Raw genomic sequence first — 22,343 nt, forward strand, 5'->3', positions numbered from 1 at the left:
GCACCTAGTGCTTTAGTGTCACTCATTACTACTTTGGTGGCATTTGGGAATAAAAGCCCGGCTTGCGGGGTTACTCTGGGCTGCCAAGATCCGCCCAGGAGCGCTCAGTGCATTGTATTCCTCTGGCTGCCACTCCCCGCGATGGTCGTGATTATCGGCTTTATCAGCATGCCAATGGTTTGCGCTGCCTGCTGATCAGCGACCCTGAGGCCAGTCTTGCAACCTGTGTAGCCCAGGTAGACGTGGGCAGTGAAGACGAGCTAGGCGGCCATTCCGGCTTGGCCCATCTGCTGGAACACATGTTGTTCATGGGCTCCGAGGGTTATCCGCATCCCGGCTCTTTCCCCGCACTTGTGAATCGCTATGCGGGCCGTTTCAATGCCAGCACCGCGGCACAAATTACCCGCTTCTTTTTCAGCGTTGGCCCCGATGGGCTATCACCCTGTATTGAGCAGCTGGGCGACATGCTCTGCGCACCGTTGTTTGAACCCTCCCTGGTGGGTACCGAGCGTCAGGTCATAGACGCGGAATTTCATACGCGTTTGGCAGATGATGCCTTGCATCAGCAGGCAGCCATGGCTGCAGCTCTTGATCCGGCACACCCGATGAGCCGTTTCAGCGCCGGAAACGCAGTAAGCCTCACCGGCACTGACGCTGATCTGGTGCAGCACTTGCGGGGCTTTCATCAGCAGTATTATCGCGCGGCAGACATGCTTCTGGTGCTTCATGCCAAGCAAACGCCCGCAGCGTTACTCAGTTTGGCCATTGCATTTGCAGACCGGCAAATACCGGGCGGGCGACCGAAACGTTGTCGACCGCCGTTATTTGACCCCAAAAGATTGCCCTGCCGCCTTCAGCGTGAGACAGCACAGGGGTCGCCCAGATGGCAATTGGTCTATCCGCTGACCGGACTCGACTGGCTGGAGCACGACAGCAGTGGCGCGTGGTTGTGTGAGTGGATCGCCAGTCCTGGTCCCGCGGGTGCCCTGGGTTGGCTGCGTGAGTGTGGCCTGATTGCCGAACTGCATGTCCGGATTGAGGTGATGGCGGACAACCAGGCGTTGCTCTACGTCGAACTTGAACCACTACTCAAGCTGGAGAATTACCAGCAATTGCTGGATGCATGGCAGAGCTGGCTGAACTGGCTGCTGGAGGTGGACCCGCAATGCTGGCCGTTTGCAGCCAGAACCTGCCTGCTGGATCAGGCCTTTGCCCGGGGGCGCCAGGGTGACCCGGTCGAGTGGCTCAAGGATCTTGCACACCGGTTGATGCGCTTACCGGTTGACCATCTGCTTGAACCAACGGCAAACCGGCAACCCGTCAATGCCCAGCGTTGGCGGCGCCTGCTGGACCAGCTGCAGCCGACCAGACTGCTGCTTGTACAGCCGCGCCGCAATGCCACATGGACTGAGAGAACACCATGGACCGGCACCGGTTATACGCTTAGTGAACTGACATGGCGTGCGCCGGTTCTGAAAGCGCCATTACAATCTGACCAGGGGCCCGATTTCGACTGTGCGATGGGCAGCAACAACCCGATAGTCTGTATTACGCAATTGCCGGGGTTTCGGCAGCACGACTTGCCTGCTCGAGACGGCCACACCGAACACTCAGGGCAGCAGGTACAAACACGTCTGGCCTGGTGTTGGCCTATGGGGCAGAGCACCCGGGCGCAGCGGTATTTGCTGCAATCGTGCTGGGCTTTGCAGATCGAGCCCATTGCGCGCCGCGCAGAACTGTCAGGCGTCAGGATCGCCTGGCAGCAGGACGCTGGCGTGCTCAGCCTGACGCTATCAGGCCTGGCAGATGGGACGGATAGCTCTGTGCCAGGCATTCTGCGTAGCGTAATCGGTGCTATCACACAGCCCCCTGCGCCCGGCTTGCTGGACCTTGCCTGTCATCGACTTTACTGCTGGCAGGCGGAGCAGGCTGCGCAACTGCCGGCCTATCGCTGCCTGTCGGAGCTGGATGCATGGCTGCTTGCCGACGCTGCAGAGTGTGGCTTCAGTCTGGATGATCAGATGACTGCGACAACGGCATTGAATGTGTGGCGCCATCTAAGCGAGCAGGCACAACTGCTCTGGCTGAAACCCTCTGGCCTGCATGCGAGCACGCTCGACGGCTACCTCATGGCATCAGGGTTTCCGGGCCTGAAGCGGAGCTTTGGCTGGGCTGAACCTCGTCCCAGAGTATTGCAAGCAGGTATCGAGTCACTCTCTATTCCCGTGCTGGCCCCGGATAGATGCCAGTTGCTGTACTGTCAGGCGCCCAGTGGTGGTGTGCTTGAGCGCGCTGGCTGGCGGCTTCTGCAGCAACTGCTGGCCAGCCCCTTCTTTGACGATCTGCGAACCAGACAGCAACTGGGTTACTGGGTTGTAGCTCGCTATCATCCGATTTCGGGAGTACCTGGGTTATTGTTTCTGGTCCAATCTCCCAGTCATGACCACAAGCAGATAACCCGCGCAGTGGACGAGTTTCTCCTCGAGCAGCAAGAGCTGGTAGCGGCTATGCCTTTTGCCCTCATAAAGGCCCAGGCTGAGCGCCTGGCACAGGCCCTCCAGGCTCAGCAAAGCGCCGCTGACCGCATGTTTGAAGAGTGCTGGAGCACACTGCTCGGGCGTGAAGGCCAGAGTCTTGAGGCGGAGTGTGAAGTATTGCGAGGTATGCGAGCGGAGCAATGGCAGGTCGTTCAGTCGCAACTCTGGGAGAGAGCGTTGCGCCTGCGTCTGGCCAGCGAAACCAATACCAAGGTAGCGCACCAGGTACACCTGCAAAAGCACAGTAGTACCGGCGCTTTATAGGCACAACCAAAGCGCACCGGTTTTGCTCCCCAGGCACAATAGGGCCTGGCCCGCAGCTTTCCGATAATCGGCTGGACGTTCTAATCCGTCAGCCATGGATCACATCGGAGAGTAAAAATGAAAAACAAAAAATCGGTCTACCCAGTACTGACTGCCCTCGCAGCAACCATCCTGAGCGCCCCGGCCAGTGCAGCAATCACTCTGTATGACGAAGACGGCACCACCTTTTCCGCAGACGGCTACGTCAACGCCTTCTACGTTCAGACCGACACAGACAATATCAATGACACCCTGGACCGGGACCAATCCCGGGTGAAGATGGGTTTCCTGCCCAACTATATCGGTTTCAACATGGGCAAGAAGATGGACAACCTGACGATGGGTGCACGTTCGTCGTTCTGGGTCACCATCAATGATGGCGAAACCAATGGCACCAGCACCGCAATCGACGTACGGCAATTCTACGGCACCGTCGCGGGTGAATGGGGCGAGGTGTTGGTCGGCAAGGATTTCGGCTTGTTTTCCCGCTCGAACATTTTTGTTGATGAATTTCTTTCCGGTTACGGTCAGGTGAGCGACACCCTGGGCCTGGTCGATGGCGGCGGTGTGTCCTTCGGTAATATCGGTACCGGCTACCCCTATCCGTTTCCCACGGCACAGATCACTTACCGCTCTCCGATCATGAGTGGTTTCCGGGTTGCGGTCGGCATCATGGATCCTGTGGACACAACCGATGATTCCGTTGTGGGCAAGAACTACCAGGACACGCCGCGCTTTGAATCAGAGATTACCTACCAGACGCAACTGGGTGGCGTTGATTTGTTCAGCTGGGTAAACGGTATGCATCAGAAATCCGAAAATACCGACTCCACCGTTGATTCAGTCACTTCCCAGGGTCTGGGTTACGGTCTGCAGGCGAAGATGGGGAACATGTCATTGACAGCTTCGGGTTTTGACGCCGAAGGGGTCAACCCGTTTTTCACCAACAACGCTGGGGAGCCGGTTCTGCGTGAGATCGACAGCACCGGATACCTGCTGCAGGGATCCTACAAATTTGCGGACAAGACACGCGTGGCCCTGTCGTTTGGCAAGACCGAGGATGATGGCAACGGACTGGGTTTCAAGGCGGATTATGAGACTCGTGGTCTGGGTGTATTCCACAGCATCAATGACAACCTGACACTGGTTGCCGAATACAATCAGTTCGAGATAGAAAACACCACCACCAAGCAAACCATTGAGGAGACAGACACCATTGCCCTGGGTGTTGTGCTCAGCTGGTAGGTAATTTGGCAGTTCCATACACAACCGAAGCCTGGCTTCGGTTGTTTTGTTTGCGTCTTAAGGCGTGCTGAGACAGTACTCAAGTAGCATGTTGATCGACTTTACGCCTGACTAGAATCGATGTTATGGCGGATGAACCAGCCACGGAGCCTTTCATGCATCGCACAGTGACGCAGTGTTTTCTCACAGCCAGGACCTGCGTACAGGATCCTGAGCTGGCCGCTGCCGAATTGGCGGATCAGTTACGGCATCCGGGGCTTGGTTGCGTCCTGTTTTTCTGTTCTGCGGAATACTCGCTGGCGCCACTGGCCGAGGCGCTGGAGCGTGTTTTTTCCGGGGTGATGGTCATCGGCTGCACCAGCGCTGGTGAGATAACGTCCGATGGGTATGGGCGAGGTTGTATCAGTGCTGTTGGCTTTGACTCGTCCGCCTTTGCTGTGGATTGCACCCTGATTCAGGCATTGGACAATTTTACGCTGGTCGACGCGCAGTCAGCTGTTGACCAGATGCTCAGCCATTGCCGGGGTATCGGCCTTGCGCCCATCAAGGACCAGACATTTGCCCTGACCTTGCTCGACGGGCTTTCAAGCCGGGAGGAGGTGGTGCTGTCGACCCTGAGTACTGCCCTGGGCAGCATTCCCAATTTTGGTGGCTCTGCGGGTGATGATAATCACCTGAGTCATACCCATGTGTATTACCAGGGCGTCTTCCATACCGGGGCTGCAGTGGTAATCATGTTCAATACCTGGCTGGATTTCGAGGTATTCACCACGCACCACATGCAGCCGATGGAAAACAAGCTGGTTGTTACCGCGGCAGACAGCGATACGCGCACTGTTCTGGAGCTCAATGCAGAGCCTGCGGCCGAGGAATACGCACGTCTGGTCGGGGTGGCAGTAGAGGATCTGAACCTTTCCACCTTTGCTCTCAACGCTCTGGCTGTACGTATTCGTGACCAGTTCTATGTGCGCTCGATTCAAAGGGTCAATGCCGACCTGAGCTTGACCTTTTATTGCGCGGTAGACACCGGAATAGTGTTGACCGCGATGCGTCCTGGACCTCTATTGCCGGGTTTACAGGTTCAATTTGAGATATTACGTCAGCGCCTGGGCGAGCCGGTGCTGATTCTCGGCTGCGATTGCTTTCTGCGCCGCAAGGAAGCCGAGTTGCGCGGCGAAGACCAGGCGCTTTCTGCCTTTCTGGCAAGCAGCAAGGTAGTGGGATTCAATACCTACGGCGAACAATACAACGGTATGCACATCAACCAGACGTTTACCGGGGTGGCCTTTGCCCTACCTGACTGAACCGCTTGCATCCTCTCAGGAGTCTTCTGATAACGCGGAAGTGCGCAGACTGCGGGCCGAGAACAATAAGCTGCGGCGCATCAATGCGGCACTGATCGAGCGCGTGGAATCCAGTTCCAGTCAACGTACCGAAAGCTATGCGGCGTTCCAGCACTCGGTCGAACTGGCCGAGCAGGTACGGGAGCGAACCCATGCCTTGAACGAAACCATGGCTGAACTCCAGGCCAGCAATCGACTGCTGATCGATGCTCGGGCGCACGCTGAGCGCGCACACCATCACCTTTCAGATGCCATAGAAAGCGTTTCTGATGCATTAGTGTTGTTTGACAGGTACGAGCGTATCGTCCTTTTCAACAGCCGTTTTGCCGCGTTCTGGAAAGGCACGCGAGCGGAGGTCACGGCTGGAACGTCCTTGTCCGAGATCAAGCGTCTTGCGGTAAGCACTGGACTGGTAACCGAGGTCGACGCGGCAGCTGACGGTCATGTTCTGTATCAGCTGCGCGGCCAACGCTGGGTACAGGTCAGTGAGCGGCTGACCAGTGAAGGCGGCCTGGTAATAATGTACACGGATATCACCGATCTCAAGCAATCAGAAACTGCGCGACGAGAAAAGGCTCTGGCGCAGAAAACCCGGCTGCTCCAGCGCACAGTCGACAGTCTGTCCCAGGGCGTGGCAGTGATCAACGAGCAAGGCGGTATCGAGGTCTGGAATGGGCGTTTCCTTGAATTGGCCGGGCTGGCGCCAATTGAGCCCCACCGGCCTTTTGCCGAGGTGATGGATGAAAGCGAGCTGGAGTTGTTTGTTCCGGGCCGATACGGCATTTCGGGAAGCGAGCAACTGACCTGCGAGCAGCGTCTGGCCAACGGAAAGGTGCTGGAAGTGCGCACTCACCCGATGCCGACGGGCGGTTACGTCAATACCTATACTGACATTACCGAGCGTGATCTTTACGCCAAGGCCTTGCTGGAGAGCGAGCGCTGGGTCCGGCTGATTACTGATCATGTACCCGCACTGATTGCCTATGTGGGCGAGGATCTGACCTATCAGTTCACCAACAAGGTGTATGACGAGTGGTACGGTTGGCGGCGTGGCGAGAGCCAGAACAAGAGCTTGCGTCGGATTCATAGCCAGGAGCAGTTTGCGCGCTTGCAACCTTATATAGAGCGTGCATTTCAGGGCGAGAGCGTCACCTTTGAATTCGACGAATGCAACGCGGAGAATCTTGAGCGGTATCTGTTGCGATCCTATGTGCCCAACCGCGATGCGCAGGGCAAGGTGATCGGTATCTTTGTATTGATCCGCGATATCACTGAACGACGACATACCGCCGTAGCCCTGCGCGAAGCCTATCAGCACCTGGAGCAGCGTGTCCTCGAACGCACGCAGGAACTGACCGAGCTCAATACCCAACTGCGACAGGAAATCAGTGAAAGGGCCCAGGTTGAGTCACGTCTGCGGGAGGCCAAGCGTGAGGCCGAGCAGGCAAATATGTCGAAAACCAAGTTCCTGGCGGCAGTCAGTCACGACTTGCTGCAACCTCTCAATGCAGCACGTCTGTTTACCGGTGCGCTACTTGAGCATGAGGTGCCTGAGGTAAGTGCCCCGCTGATCAGGCAGGTCAGTCACTCCCTGGAGGATGTGGAAAATCTCCTGGAGACACTGGTGGATATTTCCAAGCTGGACGCCGGCGTTATCAAGCCCGATATCGCCCCTTTCAAGCTCTCTGAGCTGCTTGATAATCTGGCCAACGAGTATCGCCAGATAGCAGGCGTGGAGGGCCTTGAATTGCATTTTGTCGGCAGCGATGCGGTCGTGCGTAGTGATGCACAGTTGCTGGCGCGCATTCTCCGAAACTTTCTCACCAATGCGATTCGCTATACTCAATCCGGAAAATTGCTGCTGGGGTGTCGTCGCCAGGCCCACGGTCTGCGCATTGAAGTATGGGACACCGGTATGGGCATCCCAGAAGATAAGTTGCTCGAGATCTTCCAGGAATTCAAACGGGTAAATCCCAGCGCAAACACCCGAGACCGCGGCTTGGGCCTGGGGCTGGCAATTGTGGACAAGATTGCGCGAATGCTGGGTCACCGCATCCGTGTGCGCTCCTGGGAAGGGCGGGGTTCGGTATTTTCGGTCGATCTACCCTACGGTCAGCTGCAGACAAGGCTCGATCAACCTTCCGCAGCGCCGATGATGCAGGGGCAAAGATTGCAGGATGCCCGCGTCTGGGTGCTGGATAATGATGCATCGATCTGTGCAGCAATGCGTACGCTCCTGGAAGGGTGGGGCTGTCATGTAGTAACGGCACTGTCTGAAGAAGACCTCGCCAGCCAGGTTGACAACTTCCATGCCCACGCTGACCTGCTGATAGCCGACTACCATCTGGATAACGAGGTCAATGGAGTGGATGTGGTCGCCACTATCAACGGTAGACGGGGGCATCCACTGCCAGTGCTACTGATAACGGCAAACTACAGTAACGACCTCAAGCTTCAGGTGCGCGAGTTGGGGCATGTGCTGATGCACAAGCCCGTGAAGCCGCTGAAACTGAAGACCGCAATGGGGCACTTGCTGGCCACTCAGGCGGGCCAGCCAAGGGACGTTCAGCGTCTCAGATAGGAGCTGAAATCGACATCGCTCGCGGACAGGATTGCCTGCACGCGATTGTGTACATTGAGCTTGCGCAAGATCGCCGAGACATGAGCCTTGACGGTGGTTTCCGCAATCTCCAGGTGATAGGCAATCTGTTTGTTGGATTCGCCCTTGGCCATGCGTTCCAGAACCAGCAGTTGCTTGCGCGTCAGGGCATACAGCAGCTCAGGGGATACAGGGTGCTCCTCCGGGTGCCGGCGAGTAATCACACGATTGGAGCGGATGATGTCTGAGGGCAGGTATACATTCCCGGCCATTATCTGCTCGATGGCCCTGGTCATTTCCGCCCGTGGTGAGGACTTGGTAATAAAACCCACGGCGCCATAAGTGATCGCCTGCAACACCACCTGCTTGTCTTCCTCGGCAGAGACAATCACCACCGGAATGGAAGGCGACTCGTTACGCAGCGTGATCAAGCCGTTCAGGCCATGCATGCCAGGCATGTTCAGGTCCAACAGGATCAGATCCAGGTCGTCCTGCTCCTGGGCGATGACCAGTGCACTGTCCAGATCGTTGGTTTCAATAAGCTCCGAACCAGCGAATCCCGTCGTGATGACATTGCAGATGGCTTCACGGAATAATGGATGATCGTCGGCTATCAGTATCTTGTACATGGCCAGTTTCAACCTGTTTGTTGTTGTTTTTTTATGTTTTCGGCTCGCAGTAGAAAGCCTTCTAGTGATTTGGCATTGCTACTTGAGCATTACAACCCGTGCCGACTGTATTGCAAATGATACATTGGCACACTAAAGCAGTACTAAAGTAGTAAATTTCGTTGTCATCCTGCGCTAGTCACCCTGAGGTCGACGCCGCACCGCGGCATGTTGCGGGTTGAAAGTCATGATTGCGGCGCTGGTAATCACCATCAGTAGGACCAGACATACGACCAGCGCCTGACCATTGAGCTGCAGGTACAAGGCAAAGCGCACCAGCTCGACCGCGTGAGTGAAGGGGTTGAGGCTGCATAACCAATAGAGCCATTCACTGGACTCGCGCATTTTCCACAGCGGGTAGAGTGCCGATGAGAGAAAAAACATCGGGAAAATGACAAAGTTCATCACGCCAGCAAAGTTCTCCAGCTGACGTATGCCATTGGACAGCAACAAGCCCAGGGCACTTAGCAGCAGCGCCGCTAGCAGGAGTGCCGGGGCAGCCGCCAGCAAACCCCAGAGCGGTGGCTGAATATCAAACATCCAGGCAATCGCAAGAAACGCATAAACCTGAATCAGAGAGATCAATGCACTGGCAGCCAGTTTGCTGATCAGCAGAAAAGGTCTGGGCAGGGGGCTCATCAGGAGCACCCGCATGCTGCCTATCTCACGGTCGTAAACCATTGAGAGCGAGGCCTGCATGCCATTGAACAGAACGATCATGCAACATAGCCCAGGCAGTATGTAGGTTTCGTAAGTGATGTAGGTGGCGTAAGGCGCCATGATCGAGACACCCAGCGCTGCGCGAAAACCGGCGGCAAAGACCAGTAACCAGAGCAGTGGGCGTACCAGGGCGCTGAGAAAACGCGACCGTTGCTGATAGAAGCGCAACCACTCACGCTTGAGTACGCCGTTAAGGCAAGCCAGATAAGCTGCCGGGCTCATGCTGATGCCCCGGCGGTCTGGGTCATGTACCGGAAAGCGTCATTCAGGTTGGTGTGGCCGGTCTTGGCAATAATGCCTTCAGCGCTGCTCGCCGCCAGGACCCGCCCGCCATGCAGGACTACAACAGGGTCATTCAACGCAATTTCGTCCATAAGGTGGGTCGTCCAGACAACGGTAATCCGCTGCTCGGCGCATAGAGTACGAATATGCTGATTCAGTGCCAGACGGCTCGCAGGATCCAGGCCGGCACTGGCCTCATCAAGAAGCAGAATGCTCGGCTGATGCAACAGTGCTCGGGCAATCTCCACTCGCCTGCGGTGCCCCCCATTAAGCTCGCGTACGCGCTGGTGCTGGTGCGCCAACAATGATTGACGCATTAGCTCCTGCTCTATGAGCGGTGCTGCCGCACGGGCACTCAGGCCATGCAGGGCGGCATGGTAAGCGAGGTTCTGATGTACGCTGAGATCCAGATCCAGCGTGCTCTGCTGGAACACCACCCCGAGCTGCCGCAGTGCCTGGCGGGGCTGCCGCCGAAGTGACACCCCGCCAACCCGGATATCGCCCTGTTGCAGCCGGTATAACCGGCTGAACAAGGCTATCAGGGTACTTTTACCTGCGCCGTTGGGGCCCAGCAGGGCATTCAGCCGGCCCGTCTCGATGCCGAAGCTGACCTGGTCCAGTGCGACCTTGTCGCCAAAACTGAAGCTGACCTGATCAACTTGCAAGGCGTTCAAGGAGTGACCACCACGCCCCATGGATAGCGGCCGACCTTGATGGTATTGACTGCCTTCAACGAATCCACATCGATGACCGAGACATCTCCGCTTACACCGTTGGTGGTCAAGAGTTTGCTTTGGTCGGTATTGAACGACATGTGCCAGACGCGGCGGCCTACCAGAATGTACTCAAGCACCTCATAGGTCTTGGCGTCCACTACAGCCACATGATTGGCAGGGCCCAGAGCAACAAAGGCGTATCGGCCATCGTCACTCAGCTTGACCCCGACCGGCTGGACGCGATCCGGATGAATTCCCTTGATCGCGAACTCAATGGTATGGGTGACCTCCTTGCTGGCTACGTCGACTATCTTGACCGTACCGCCGATCTCGGCCGACGCCCAAAGCAAGCTACTGTCCTTGGTAAACTCCACATGTCGAGGGCGCTGATCTACCAGAGTATTGGCTACCAGTGTATTGGTGCTGGTATCGATCCAGTGCAGCATGTTGCTGGTTTCACTGGTATTGACGGCCCACTTGCCATCAGGACTGACGCCCATGCCCTCGGGCTCGACACCTACATCGATCTGTGCAAGCACTTCGCTGGTTTCAACGTCAACTACCGTCACCAGTGCATCATCTTCATTGGAGATATACAGCCAGCGATCGTTATGATGCAGAGCGAATTGTTCGGGGTCAGCGCCTGAAGGCAGTTCCTTGATTATCTTGCGGGTGGCCAGGTCGATGATCTGTACCCGATCCGAATCGCTGGCGCAGATATACAGCAGTTTGTTATCGCTCGAGAGCAAGACCCCGCGCGGACGCAGTCCCACATCGATGGTTTCCACTACCTGCATGCTGTCCAGGTCGATAACAGAAACGGTATTGTCTTTCTCGTTTGTAACGTAAGCCGTCTCGGCCAGGGCAGTCAGACTGAACGTGCTGGTCAACAAAGCGCCTGCAAGCAGTGACAGACTGAACTTCCTGATCGGCAGACTATGCGCGAGTACAGCAGAGGTGTGACGGCTTTTCTTGTACATGGGTACTCCAGGTTCTTGTTTTTGGGATTTTGGGTGACCGGGCCAGATTCACAGCAGCCGGCATTTGCTCTCGGGTTGGTCAAACCCCAGAGTGTCAAGATCGGTCTCGGGATGCAGAAAGCCTTCCTGTGGTGAGTTGCTTACCAGTGCGCGGGGTTGCACCAAGGGGATGGGCTGACGAAGTTGTCCGCTCCAGTCGCGATAACTCAGCTTTCTGCCTTTGAATCCGTCCAGCGGAAGATCGTCGGACAGACTCAGCGCTTTGATCGCCGCTGGATCGGTGCTATTGAGTGTGGTGACAGCTGCACCAAAGGTACGAATACCCAGCCAGGCGGCGAAGTCCAGGCTATTCATCCAGCGGCCAGCCTGGAGTTCAAAACGTTTTTGCAACTGGGCAGCGCCGAAGGTTTCGACCACTTTATGCCAGCCCAGTGGGGTGAGGCCCTGTGTGCCAGCTACTGGTCTTGGATACCAGGTGTTGTAAGGGATGTATTCACCAAAATCACCGCGCTCGTCAGCCACTACCACAACGTCATACTCGGAGGTCTGGGTAAACAGGGGGACCTCCGCCTGTGCGGTGCGGCGCAGATCGGTATCAAAACTCCAGACTTTTTCAGCCACGACTTTATGGCCGAACCGTTTGGCGGAGCGTTTCAAAGCGGCGGCATAGGCCAGGTCGTCATCCGTGGGGCCACTGATCAGCAGCCAGCGCGTGAGTTTGCGTACGGTCAGAAACTGCGCCAGCGCGTCGGTCAGCATGGCGCGGCTGGGGAGTGTATGCAGTACGTTCGGCAGGCACTGCTCAGTGCGCAGCTTGTCATCGTGACTGCCGGCGTTGATCAGCAAGCTATCAGCGGAAAACTCGTTTGCCAGCTCGGACAGCGCCTGGCTGGGCAAATTGATGACGAACAGCCTTACGCCCTGAGCATGCAGCGCTCTTGCGGCATCCAGAGTAGCCTGCAACTCCGCTTCAGCGGCGACCAGCAACTGATAGTCATGTTTCAGAAAGCGCCCAGTACTGTTGTTGTCTGCCAATGCCAACTGCGCACCCTGCAGGCCCGCATCGGGCGGTTCAGGAATGACGTTAGACATGATCGGGCCTGGGTCTGGAGTCCAGCTGACATAAGCCATATTGACCGTCAGCGTCTGGACCTGACTGCTCGTGGCCACTGCACTGGCGCTGATGACTGTCATAAAACAGAACAGGGAATACAAAACCGTTGAGCGCATGTGGACTCCTTTTATCTTGAGTCCAGCATGGAAGCTGGCAGGTGCCTGGTAAATCCGAAGAAAGTACCAATCGGCCAGTACCAAGGTACTATTCCGAGGTTTTGTTCAAACCGTACGATAGGGCGGACTGTATTAGATTCGTCCAGGAATTAGCCAATGCGCTCTATTTCGACTGCAACTCGCCTGACGGCCTGGGTTTGTGTGGCCTTCAGCATAGTGTTATTGGTCACCATGGGTGTGTTGCTCAGGCAGGCTGAAAAGGATGTCGTGCGTGAGCTGCAGAGCGGCCGGGCAATGGCACTGAGCTTGCTCGAAAACATGGCTCAGCGGCGGGTCTCTCCCGCGGTTGAGGTTCTCGATGATCTCCGCCATGTGCGCATCGCGAAGACTGGCAGTGTCGGCCATGATATTGCTCAACAAACTTCTGGTGCAGTGCCAGGGTGGTTGCTGCGCTGGATGCAGCCGGTGATAGATAAGTCATTTGCACCTGTATCTCTGGACTTTGCCGATGGCCAGCGATGGCTGGTCAGTCCTGATCCAGTCGACGAGCTTGAGGAGGTGTGGGAGTCGTTGCTCCTGCTGCTCGGCGTTTTTGCTGTTGCTCTTGTATTGTCATTGGTAGTCATCCATCTCTCGTTGCGTCGTGGGCTAAGAGCATACCGGCATCTGCTTGAAGCTTTGGAGCTTATCGGGGTTGGTGAATTGCAGGCACGCCTGTCACCTAGCAGCCAGACTGAGTTGAATCAATTGGCCAACCGCTTCAATCTCATGGCCACGGCCCTGGAGCGGGCAGAAGCAAGCAACCAGCAACTGACCCGTGCATTGATGACCCTGCAGGAGAAGGAGCGGATGCACCTGGCTCACGCCCTGCACGATGATCTGGGGCAATACCTGACCGGCATCCGGGCCCAGGCCTATATGCTTGGCGAATCATCTGGTCAGCCCGATCTGATTCGGCAGCACGCGCAACATCTTTTAGAGGCATGCAATGGTTTACAGCGTGGCTTCAGGGCGTTGGTCAAGGATCTGCATCCAGTCGTGCTGGACCGGTTAGGGCTGGAACAGGCTCTACGTCAGTTGACAGGGCAGTGGCAGCAACAACAGGGCATCCAGTGTGTGCTGGAGCTGGATAACCCTTTGCCTGATATGGCAACAGAGCAGCGCACGCATTTATATCGTCTATTGCAGGAAGCTTTGACCAATGTCGCTCGGCATGCCAAAGCCAGCTCGGTATGGGTGCGGCTGGTACTTCAGGGCAACGTGCTGCAAGTCAGTGTGCGGGATAACGGCGACGGTCTGAAAGACCAAAACGAATCCTGCGGAGTGGGCATGCGATCAATGCGCGAACGCGCTCGCTGTCTGCAAAGCGCATTGCAAGTCACCTCAAGCCCAGGCGTGGGTGTATTGGTGTCGCTCACTATTCCACTGAAGGGGCTCGCCGCATGAATATTCTTCTGGTCGATGACCACGCGATTGTGCGTCAAGGCTATACCAGCCTGCTGGGTATGACTTTCACCCAGGCTGACATCCGTGAGGCCGCCAGTGGAGAAGAGGCCATCAGCGCCGCGCAACAAAAGGTGCCTGATCTGGTGGTGCTGGATATCGGATTGCCGGGCATCAGCGGCATCGAAACTGCCCGGCGTCTGCTGCTGCGGTGGCCCTCACTGCGCATTCTGTTTTTCAGTATGCATGATGAGTTACCGCTGGTGCGCCAGGCATTGGCTGCTGGCGCACTGGGGTACATCACCAAAGGCGCAGCACCGGATGTGTTGCTTGAGGCGGTGAGGCGTTGCCTGGGTGGGCAACGCTATATAGAACAGGAACTGGCTACGCAGCTGGCCTGTGCTGGTCCCGACAACACCCTGGACCCGCGGCTGAAATGCATGACTCAGCGGGAGTTCGAGATTTTTGTCATGCTCGCCAAGGGCACGCCACCCAGGCGCATCGCCAGTCATCTGTGCATCAGCAGCAAAACGGTTTCGAATAATCTGACCGTGCTCAAGCAGAAACTGAATGTCAGTTCTCTCACCGAACTGGTCCACCTGGCTATCGATACAGGAGTAATTCGAGTGCAGGTGGCCTGAGCACGTCAGTATATGTCACTTTTCCCAGTCAAAAGGGCAGGCAGTGCAGTTGCTCATGTGCATGTTGAGAAAGGTGCCGTAATGCAGTCGGGCACCGGTCATATCGGCAGATTCCAGATTCGCGTGATTCATCTTTGACTCCTGCAGATTGGCATCGCGCAGATCTGCACCCTTCAGATCCGCCTTGGGCAACCAGGCCATCTCCAGGTTCACAGCACGCAGAGTGGCATCGTGCATGCTGGCACCACTGAAGCGGGCAAACTCAAGGTTGGCTCCGGTAAAGTCAGCATCCTTGAAATGCCCTCCCTGGGCTGTCAGGTTCCAGGCCTGAGCGCCAACAAAGCTTGTACCCACGGCGCTTACACCACGCATTGCGGTTTGTTGCAGGCTCGCCCGGTTGAGATTGGCCCCGTCCAGCCGGGCATTGTCCAGCTTCGCCTGATCCAGTCGGGCATGTCGCAGGTCTGCTCCGCGCAGGTCTGCACCAACAAGGTCGGCCTTGCGCAGGTCCACATGGCGCAGGTCAAGATTACGCAGGTCAACGCCAGGACAGCGTGTGCCTGGCATCAAAGCACAACCGTTGACAGTAACCACATCCTCCTCCGCAAAGTCGGCATCTTGCGCGGCAAGAGGTTGGGCAGCAATGATCCCTAGAACGATAAAGCTTGTGGCAAATAGTGATTTCATTGTCGCAGCTCCTATGGCAACGCCCGGTCTTGCCGGGCGTGCCTCAAGGGTTAAAGGAGTTAGAGGTTCAACGCTTGGCGCTGCTGGTATCCCAGCCAGGCAACTTGAATACCCAGAACGAGCCGCCCTGCGCAACGGGCTTGGTCAACTCAGCCATCTCGCCACCCCAGAGTGGTACCGCGCCGCCGTAGCCGGTGGTAACACCGATGTACTGTTCGCCATCCAATTCCCAGGTAACCGGCGGTGAGATGATTCCGGTGCCGGTCTGGAACTTCCAGACCTCTTCACCAGTTTTGGCGTCGAAGGCCTTGAAATAGCCGTCACCCGTGCCGGTAAAGACCAGATTGCCTGCTGTCGCCAGCACACCAGCCCAGAGGGGCAAGGGTTCTTTGTGTTCCCACTCGACCTTGCCTGTAGTGGGGTTCATTGCACGCAGAATGCCGACGTGATCCTCATACATGCGCTTGATCCGGAAACCCATGCCGAGGTAGGCAGAGCCTTTGTTGTAGCTGACTTCTTCGGTCCAGTAGTCCTCCTTCCAATGGTTCGCTGGCACGTAGAACAGTCCGGTATTCTGGCTGTAGGCCATGGGGTTCCAGTTCTTGCCGCCGAGGAAAGGGGGTGATACCTCTACCGCTTCGCTGCGCTCCTGGCCAGGCTTGAGCCGGGCAGGGCGTTGCCCTTCATTTTCTACCGGTCGGCCGGTCTTCAGATCGATGTGGCTTGCCCAGGTGATGTTGTCCACAAAGGGAAATGCGTTGGCCAACTTGCCGTTATTGCGGTCCACGACATAAAAGAAGCCGTTACGATCAGCATGTGCGGTGGCCTTGAGCGTTTTGCCGTCCTTGTCCTTGTAATCAAACAGCACCAGCTCGTTGTTGCCGGAGAAGTCCCAGGCGTCGTTGGGTGTATGCTGATAGAACCATTTGACCTCGCCGGTGGTGGCGTCAACGCCGACCTGACCTGAGGTGTAGAGACTATCGTAATCGGACGGTTTGCCGTCTTTTGAGGTGCGCGCCCATCCATTCCAGGGCGCGGGATTGCCAGCCCCGATAATAATGGTATTGGTGTCCGGGTCGAAGCTGGCGCTCTGCCAAGGGGCACCTCCACCCTGGCTCCAGGCCTCAACTTTGCCGGTGGGCGAGTTTGTATCATCAGGCCAGGACGGCGCCTTTACGTCGCCAGTAGGGGTGCTCTCTTCGCCATTAAGACGGCCCATGTGGCCCTCAACGAACGGCCGCATCCACAGTTCTTCACCCGTTTCAGGGTCGCGCGCAAAGAGTTTCCCCACTACGCCGAACTCATCACCGGAGGATCCATGAATCAGCATGACCTTGCCGGACTTCTGGTCCTTGATGATGGTTGGGGCGCCAGTCATGGTGTAACCAGCCTTATGGTCCCCGAATTTTTTACGCCAGACCACTTTGCCCGTGTCCTTGTTCAGAGCCACTACCCCAGCGTCGAGGGTACCGAAGAAGACCTTGTCCCCATAGATTGCCGCGCCGCGATTTACCACGTCGCAGCAGGGGCGAATGTCGTCGGGCAACCGATGCGAGTAGCTCCACAAACGGGCACCGCTCTTTGCGTCGAGTGCAAAAATACGTGAATAGGAGCCCGTTACGTAAATAATGCCTTCATGAATAATTGCCTGGGATTCCTGTCCGCGCTGTTTTTCGTCGCCGAAGGAAAAAGACCAAGCCGGCGTCAGTTTGAAAACGTTGTCCCGGTTGACCTGTTTCAGCGGGCTCCAACGCTGGGCGTTGGTCCCCATGCCATATTGCAGCACGTTATGAGTTGAGGTGTGATCGTTGGCAATATCGTCCCAGGTGACAGGTTTGGCGATGGCATAGGGCGCAGCCAGGCTGATACTGGCAGCCATTGTCAGACATTTGATGGCCTGGGCGAGAGGGCTTGGAGCAGTTAACTTTCTTGTTTTCATGGCAGTGTTTCCTTGTTGTTGGATTAGGGCAGCAATGCTGGTCCACGTCCCCATCTTGGTCAGTCGTCTTTTTCGGTGATACGGAAAATGACCCGGGGTTTGCGGGAAAAAACCCCGGGTAGCTGGCGCTTGGGATGCCCTCAATTGGAGCGCTACTTTGGACGGAGCAAATCAATGCTTTTGGCTGTTCTAGCTGTTAAAAGCGGCTTTGCCTGGCTTGAGAATCCGGTGCGGTGGCTGAAGTGTTTAATACCAACGGACTAATTTGCGGCCACCAAAGCAGCATTGGGGTCAGGTCGGTCCGTTCCTACCATGGCCCTCGGATACTCAAATAATGATCCGTGCCTGACACGGCCGAGAGGTGAGCCTAATGATGCATTTCAAACAAGCCCTGAAGATAAGCGCCCTGGGATTACTATTGGCTTCTGGCCAGTCCCTGGCGCACGGCAACGTCACGCCACAGTCAGTGGATACCAAAAACCTGGAGAAACTCGGCGAGGAGTGGCTTGAAACCAACCCCTATCGAGATCATCCGCAACATGACCTAGCAGTAAAAATAGGTGCTTCTGCCTATAACCAGAACTGTGCGTCCTGCCATGGACTGGAAGCCATCTCTGGGGGTATGACGCCCGATTTACGAGAGCTTGAGACCGGTGATTACGGTGATGAGTGGTTCAAGGAGCGGGTCGTCAATGGCGCTGTACGCGACGGCCGGGTGTATATGCCGCGTATGGGCGACGTGCTCAGCCAGGAAGCTCTGTGGGCAATTCGTACCTGGTTGGAAACTGTTGCGGTAGAGCAATAAAGCATGCTTTCCCTGAGGATTGTGGGCTTATGGTGTTGCTTGTTGATGGCCATGCCGGCGCTGGCGTTCAACATCACGCATATCCGCGACCATGATGAAATTATCGATTCCGGTTATCTCAAGGTGGCCGTCTATGAAGACTACCCACCCTATAGCTTTATGCACGATGGTCAGCCTCGAGGCGTTGACGTCGAGCTGGCCAAGGTGCTGGCTGCAGAGCTTGACCTGGAGTTGCGGCTGCAATGGATGAAGCCGGACGAAACCTTTGACGGTGACCTGCGCAATCACCTCTGGAAAGGTCATTACCTGCGCCCTGGTCAGATCGCCGATGTGATGTTGCGGGCACCCAACGACAAAGCGTACAGCACAATGCGTGATGACCTTGGCTTGCCTGCTCACGAGCTGGTTCACATGTTCGGCCCGTATCAACAGGAGCGTTGGCAAGCTGCCTATAACCCGAAGAAGATAGACGCGGTGCCCAGCATTGCGATCTTTCAATATCACCCTGTTGGCGTTGAAGAGGATTCGATTCCCTCGTTCTACCTGGCCAGTGTCATGAATGGTCAATTAAGCAAAATGACCCGCCATTATCGCAACCTGGCTCTCGCCTTCGAGGCTATGAAGACTGGGGAGGTACACGCGGTGATGGGCACGCAGGCCGAGATTGACTGGCTACTTGCCAGAAATGCCGAGGCCGGCATGCAGTTGACCGAAAATGCCTATCCGAATATGGGCAAACAGGTCTGGGATCTGGGGATGGCAGTCCATGACTCCAACCGCCAGCTGGCTTATGCCCTGGGTGATATCACTGAAGCCATGGTGCTGGATGGACGCATGGCAGCGCTCTATGCCGAGTATGGTTTGCGTTACATGTTACCGAGTTATTACGCCGATATCTGAACCGGTTCATGCTTGCCGGCTGGCATGGCAGTCTTGCCATGCCAGCCGGCTTTTTTGTGCCCGCGATCAGGGTATTGCTACCAAGTGATGAGGTAAATCACCCCTGGGTTGCATTGTTGAGAAGATCCTCGCAGCGAACAATCAGGGCCTGAGGCGGGAAAATTTCCCGGTTCTTCGCTGACTCGACCATCACAACAATACATCTTTGAGGTAGCAGCAATGACACACCGCTCATCCTTCGCCTTGACCGCCCTGGTAACCGCCATGAGTTTTTCCGGCTTGGCTGTCGCTGGCGTCACCTATGACGATATCACCAACGACGCGACCACAACCGACTCCATTGTCTCCTACGGCATGGGTACCCAGGGCCAGCGCTACAGCCCACTAACCATGGTAAACGACACCAACGTAAGCCAGCTGCAGCCTGCATGGGCCTTTTCGCTTGGTGGTGAGAAACAGCGCGGCCAGCAAGCACAGCCGATGATCAAGGACGGCGTGATGTATATCACCGGCTCCTATTCTCGTGTGTTTGCAGTCGATGCCCGCACCGGCAAGAAACTCTGGCAATACGACGCCCGCCTGCCAGATGGCATCATGCCCTGTTGTGACGTGATCAACCGCGGGGTTGCCTTGATCGATGATCTGGTGATCTTCGGTACGCTTGACGCCAAACTGGTTGCACTGAACAAGGACACCGGCAAGGTTGTATGGCGCAAGACCGTAGCCGACTACAAGGCAGGCTATGCCATTACCGCAGCGCCGCTGATAGTTAACGGCCGCTTGATTACCGGCGTGTCGGGTGGTGAATTTGGGGTTGTTGGCAAGATTGAAGCCTACGACCCGACCAACGGAGAGCTGCTCTGGACTCGTCCGACCATCGAAGGTCACATGGGTTATACCTACAAGGACGGTAAAGCCATCGAGGCAGGTATTTCCGGTGGCGAAGCCAACAGAACCTGGCCCGGCGATCTTTGGAAGACCGGTGGTGGTGCGCCTTGGCTGGGCGGTTTCTATGACCCTGAAACCAATCTGCTGTTATTCGGTACCGGTAACCCCGCGCCCTGGAACTCGCATATGCGCAAGGGCGACAACCTTTACAGCTCCTCACGACTGGCGCTCAACCCCGACGACGGCACCATCACATGGCATTTTCAGACCACGCCGAATGATGGCTGGGACTACGACGGAGTAAACGAGCTCGTGTCCTTCAACTACAAGGAGGGCGACAAGGAAATCAAGGCTGCCGCGACAGCTGATCGTAATGGTTTCTTCTATGTGCTGGACCGCACTAATGGCAAGTTTATCCGAGGTTTTCCTTTTGTTGACACCATCACCTGGGCCAAAGGGCTAGACAAGAACGGTCGGCCAATCTACAGCGAGGATCACCGTCCAGGTGCGCCCACAGAATCGGGTGATCAGGGGAAAACCGTTTACGCGGCTCCTGCGTTCCTTGGGGGCAAGAACTGGCAGCCCATGGCCTACAGTCAGGATACCGGCCTGTTCTATGTTCCATCCAACGAATGGGGCATGGATATCTGGAACGAAAGCACCGCATACAAAAAGGGTGCCGCCTACCTGGGCGCTGGCTTCACCATCAAACCTATCCACGATGACTACATTGGTGTTCTAAGGGCAATGGACCCCAGAACCGGCAAGGAAGTCTGGCGCGTGAAGAACCCGGCGCCACTCTGGGGTGGGGTACTGAGCACCAAAGGTAACCTGGTCTTTACCGGCAACCCGGAAGGCTACCTGATGGCTTTCAACGCCAAAAATGGAGAAAAGCTGTGGGAGTTCAACACCGGCTCTGGCGTAATCGGCAACCCGGTCACCTGGGACATGGATGGCGAACAATACGTATCCGTGCTCTCAGGTTGGGGCGGCGCGGTGCCGTTGTGGGGCGGCCAGGTAGCCGAGATCGTCAAGGACTTCAACCAGGGCGGCATGCTGTGGACCTTCAAAATTCCGTCATCATCTACGGTGGCCAAGCGTTGAGTACATGGTTTAACCAGCAACAGGTGTGTAGGTAGGAGGTAAGGGCTGGGAGTTCGAATCAATCAGCTCCTGCCAATAGCCAACAAAAGGCCAATCATAAATGATTGGCCTTTTGTTTGGGATCAACTGCAGCGCCGGTGCGGATACCTCGCACTGAGCGGGATAAAAAATAACTATGTATCAGTATATGACTAAATCCTGAATTGCTAACTTGTCTCCAGCCTGTGATAGAGTTCACATCTTGAGCACGGACTAGCTGTTTTTCACATAAAGGAATAAGTCATGAAAAAGCCTCTGCTCGCCACGCTGGCGGTCGTTGTAGTGTCTTTTGTTGGTGCATTGGTATTGTCGGTCGTTTTCGGCGGTCCCTCCGCGCCGTCGGTTATGGCGTCGGCAAACAACCCATTTGATTCAGTGGATTATTCCGGCTTACCCGAGCTAAGCAACTACGCCGCTCGGGACGGCCAGAATCTGGGGTTTCGCCGATATGACGTCGCGAATCCGCAGGGCAGTGCGGTGCTGCTCCACGGCTCATCCGCTGACAGTCGTAGCATGCATCTGATGGCACAGGCTTTGGTAGACGCAGGTTTTGCCGTGCATGCTCTGGATGTGCGCGGGCATGGCGCTTCGGGGGCCAAGGGGCACGTCGCTTATGTGGGCCAGCTCGAGGACGACCTCCAGGACTTCATGGAGCAAGTACAGCCGGCTGCGCCGGTCACTCTGGTGGGCTTTTCTTCCGGTGGCGGCTTCGCCTTACGTGTAGCGGGCGGTGAGCATGCCGCGATTTTTGATCACTATCTGCTTCTCGCTCCGTTCGTCAGTCATGAGGCTCCCACTTATCGCTCGGGCAGCGGCGGCTGGGTGAACGTGGGTCTGCCTCGCTATGTGGCGCTAGCCATTCTGAACCAGATGGGTATTAAGCAATTCAATCACCTGCCTGTAGTGAGTTACGCCCTGAGTGAGCAAGCACGTCAATCGCTGACGCCGGAATACTCTTTCAACCTTGCAGAGAACTATCGACCACAGGCCGATTACGTCGAGGTGATAAAGGGGATTCAGCAGCCTACACAGGTGCTAGTTGGAGCTCAGGACGAGATGTTTTATCCGGCGGAGTTTGTCGATGTGTTTGGTGCAGCTGAAAGGAGAGTGCCGGTTACGCTTGTTGAAGGTGCAAATCACGTGGGGCTGACGCTTATGCAGCCAGCGCTCAACGCCCTGATTGCAGCAATGAGTGAGCTGCGTGATCTGGATAATCTGCGCAGCAAAAGGTGACAGGTTTATTCATGTGCTCAAAAAGGCGAGCTAGAGCGCTT

At 56.3% G+C, this 22,343-nt stretch carries 17 protein-coding genes; 10 read left to right on the forward strand and 7 right to left on the reverse strand.

The window, feature by feature from the left end; all coding sequences use genetic code 11:
- Positions 1-107: 107 nt before the first annotated feature.
- From IEV54_RS10240 to IEV54_RS10255, 4 genes are all read left to right on the forward strand, one after another.
- The gene (locus IEV54_RS10240; protein ID WP_188434416.1) at positions 108-2,801 is read left to right on the forward strand and encodes an insulinase family protein; all 2,694 of its coding nucleotides are present in this window, start codon (positions 108-110) and stop codon (positions 2,799-2,801) included.
- Between the two features lie 117 nt (positions 2,802-2,918).
- A complete protein-coding gene (locus tag IEV54_RS10245; RefSeq protein ID WP_150277080.1) occupies positions 2,919-4,085 on the forward strand; it encodes a porin in 1,167 nt (388 codons plus the stop codon).
- Positions 4,086-4,240: 155 nt separating this feature from the next.
- Complete coding sequence (gene nosP, locus IEV54_RS10250) at positions 4,241-5,389, forward strand: nitric oxide-sensing protein NosP (protein ID WP_150277079.1); 1,149 nt, start codon at positions 4,241-4,243, stop codon at positions 5,387-5,389.
- Positions 5,373-8,009 carry a hybrid sensor histidine kinase/response regulator gene (locus tag IEV54_RS10255; protein ID WP_373286443.1) on the forward strand — a complete coding sequence of 879 codons (2,637 nt, stop codon included), beginning with the start codon at positions 5,373-5,375 and terminating at the stop codon, positions 8,007-8,009. Before nosP ends, IEV54_RS10255 begins: the two co-directional genes overlap by 17 nt.
- Here IEV54_RS10255 and IEV54_RS10260 read toward each other — a convergent pair.
- From IEV54_RS10260 to pedA1, 5 genes are all read right to left on the reverse strand, one after another.
- Positions 7,994-8,656 (reverse strand): response regulator, encoded by a 663-nt coding sequence (locus IEV54_RS10260; protein WP_150277078.1) that lies wholly within the window; start codon positions 8,654-8,656, stop codon positions 7,994-7,996. The two genes, IEV54_RS10255 and IEV54_RS10260, sit on opposite strands and share 16 nt — an antisense overlap.
- Positions 8,657-8,830: 174 nt before the next feature.
- Entirely contained in the window at positions 8,831-9,637 is an 807-nt protein-coding gene (gene pedC / locus IEV54_RS10265) for a lanthanide ABC transporter permease protein PedC (RefSeq protein WP_150277077.1), read from the reverse strand.
- Entirely contained in the window at positions 9,634-10,371 is a 738-nt protein-coding gene (pedB, locus tag IEV54_RS10270; RefSeq protein ID WP_150277076.1) for a lanthanide ABC transporter ATP-binding protein PedB/LutE, read from the reverse strand. The genes pedC and pedB overlap by 4 nt, the downstream gene beginning before the upstream one ends.
- The gene (locus tag IEV54_RS10275; protein ID WP_150277075.1) at positions 10,368-11,393 is read right to left on the reverse strand and encodes a YVTN family beta-propeller repeat protein; all 1,026 of its coding nucleotides are present in this window, start codon (positions 11,391-11,393) and stop codon (positions 10,368-10,370) included. The genes pedB and IEV54_RS10275 overlap by 4 nt, the downstream gene beginning before the upstream one ends.
- A gap of 48 nt (positions 11,394-11,441) precedes the next feature.
- Positions 11,442-12,623 (reverse strand): lanthanide ABC transporter ABC transporter substrate-binding protein PedA1, encoded by a 1,182-nt coding sequence (gene pedA1 / locus IEV54_RS10280; RefSeq protein ID WP_150277074.1) that lies wholly within the window; start codon positions 12,621-12,623, stop codon positions 11,442-11,444.
- Between the two features lie 156 nt (positions 12,624-12,779).
- Here pedA1 and IEV54_RS10285 point away from each other — a divergent pair, with 156 nt between their 5' ends.
- Positions 12,780-14,069 carry a sensor histidine kinase gene (locus tag IEV54_RS10285; protein ID WP_150277073.1) on the forward strand — a complete coding sequence of 430 codons (1,290 nt, stop codon included), beginning with the start codon at positions 12,780-12,782 and terminating at the stop codon, positions 14,067-14,069.
- The gene (locus IEV54_RS10290; protein WP_150277072.1) at positions 14,066-14,707 is read left to right on the forward strand and encodes a response regulator; all 642 of its coding nucleotides are present in this window, start codon (positions 14,066-14,068) and stop codon (positions 14,705-14,707) included. Before IEV54_RS10285 ends, IEV54_RS10290 begins: the two co-directional genes overlap by 4 nt.
- Before the next feature lie 15 nt (positions 14,708-14,722).
- Here the strand turns inward: IEV54_RS10290 and IEV54_RS10295 are convergent, their stop codons facing one another.
- Together IEV54_RS10295 and exaA are read right to left on the reverse strand one after the other, a co-directional pair.
- Positions 14,723-15,394, reverse strand: coding sequence for a pentapeptide repeat-containing protein (locus tag IEV54_RS10295; protein WP_150277071.1), 672 nt, complete (start codon positions 15,392-15,394; stop codon positions 14,723-14,725).
- A gap of 67 nt (positions 15,395-15,461) precedes the next feature.
- On the reverse strand, positions 15,462-17,333 hold the full coding sequence (gene exaA / locus IEV54_RS10300) for a quinoprotein ethanol dehydrogenase (protein WP_150277070.1): 1,872 nt from the start codon (positions 17,331-17,333) through the stop codon (positions 15,462-15,464).
- A 373-nt stretch (positions 17,334-17,706) separates the two neighbouring features.
- Here exaA and pedF point away from each other — a divergent pair, with 373 nt between their 5' ends.
- The 4 genes from pedF to IEV54_RS10320 all read left to right on the forward strand — a co-directional run bounded on the left by pedF (position 17,707) and on the right by IEV54_RS10320 (position 22,302).
- Complete coding sequence (gene pedF, locus IEV54_RS10305; protein ID WP_150277131.1) at positions 17,707-18,138, forward strand: cytochrome c-550 PedF; 432 nt, start codon at positions 17,707-17,709, stop codon at positions 18,136-18,138.
- Between the two features lie 45 nt (positions 18,139-18,183).
- Positions 18,184-19,038, forward strand: a complete 855-nt coding sequence (locus IEV54_RS10310; RefSeq protein ID WP_308420813.1) for a substrate-binding periplasmic protein — start codon at positions 18,184-18,186, stop codon at positions 19,036-19,038.
- Between the two features lie 219 nt (positions 19,039-19,257).
- On the forward strand, positions 19,258-21,030 hold the full coding sequence (locus tag IEV54_RS10315) for a PQQ-dependent methanol/ethanol family dehydrogenase (RefSeq protein WP_150277068.1): 1,773 nt from the start codon (positions 19,258-19,260) through the stop codon (positions 21,028-21,030).
- Between the two features lie 282 nt (positions 21,031-21,312).
- Positions 21,313-22,302 (forward strand): alpha/beta hydrolase, encoded by a 990-nt coding sequence (locus IEV54_RS10320; RefSeq protein WP_150277067.1) that lies wholly within the window; start codon positions 21,313-21,315, stop codon positions 22,300-22,302.
- Positions 22,303-22,343: the final 41 nt, after the last annotated feature.

The sequence above is a fragment of the Halopseudomonas salina genome (assembly GCF_014637955.1).
GTDB classification, from domain to species: domain Bacteria; phylum Pseudomonadota; class Gammaproteobacteria; order Pseudomonadales; family Pseudomonadaceae; genus Halopseudomonas; species Halopseudomonas salina.

Excerpts from the sequence above, each read along its gene's own strand:
- pedC (WP_150277077.1), bottom strand. The coding sequence starts at position 9,637 with ATGAGCCCGGCAGCTTATCTGGCTTGCCTTAACGGCGTACTCAAGCGT.
- IEV54_RS10275 (WP_150277075.1), bottom strand. The coding sequence starts at position 11,393 with ATGTACAAGAAAAGCCGTCACACCTCTGCTGTACTCGCGCATAGTCTG.
- IEV54_RS10245 (WP_150277080.1), top strand. The coding sequence starts at position 2,919 with ATGAAAAACAAAAAATCGGTCTACCCAGTACTGACTGCCCTCGCAGCA.
- IEV54_RS10315 (WP_150277068.1), top strand. The coding sequence starts at position 19,258 with ATGACACACCGCTCATCCTTCGCCTTGACCGCCCTGGTAACCGCCATG.
- IEV54_RS10295 (WP_150277071.1), bottom strand. The coding sequence starts at position 15,394 with ATGAAATCACTATTTGCCACAAGCTTTATCGTTCTAGGGATCATTGCT.
- pedF (WP_150277131.1), top strand. The coding sequence starts at position 17,707 with ATGCATTTCAAACAAGCCCTGAAGATAAGCGCCCTGGGATTACTATTG.
- IEV54_RS10310 (WP_308420813.1), top strand. The coding sequence starts at position 18,184 with ATGGCCATGCCGGCGCTGGCGTTCAACATCACGCATATCCGCGACCAT.
- IEV54_RS10320 (WP_150277067.1), top strand. The coding sequence starts at position 21,313 with ATGAAAAAGCCTCTGCTCGCCACGCTGGCGGTCGTTGTAGTGTCTTTT.
- exaA (WP_150277070.1), bottom strand. The coding sequence starts at position 17,333 with ATGAAAACAAGAAAGTTAACTGCTCCAAGCCCTCTCGCCCAGGCCATC.
- IEV54_RS10285 (WP_150277073.1), top strand. The coding sequence starts at position 12,780 with ATGCGCTCTATTTCGACTGCAACTCGCCTGACGGCCTGGGTTTGTGTG.
- IEV54_RS10290 (WP_150277072.1), top strand. The coding sequence starts at position 14,066 with ATGAATATTCTTCTGGTCGATGACCACGCGATTGTGCGTCAAGGCTAT.
- nosP (WP_150277079.1), top strand. The coding sequence starts at position 4,241 with ATGCATCGCACAGTGACGCAGTGTTTTCTCACAGCCAGGACCTGCGTA.
- IEV54_RS10260 (WP_150277078.1), bottom strand. The coding sequence starts at position 8,656 with ATGTACAAGATACTGATAGCCGACGATCATCCATTATTCCGTGAAGCC.
- pedA1 (WP_150277074.1), bottom strand. The coding sequence starts at position 12,623 with ATGCGCTCAACGGTTTTGTATTCCCTGTTCTGTTTTATGACAGTCATC.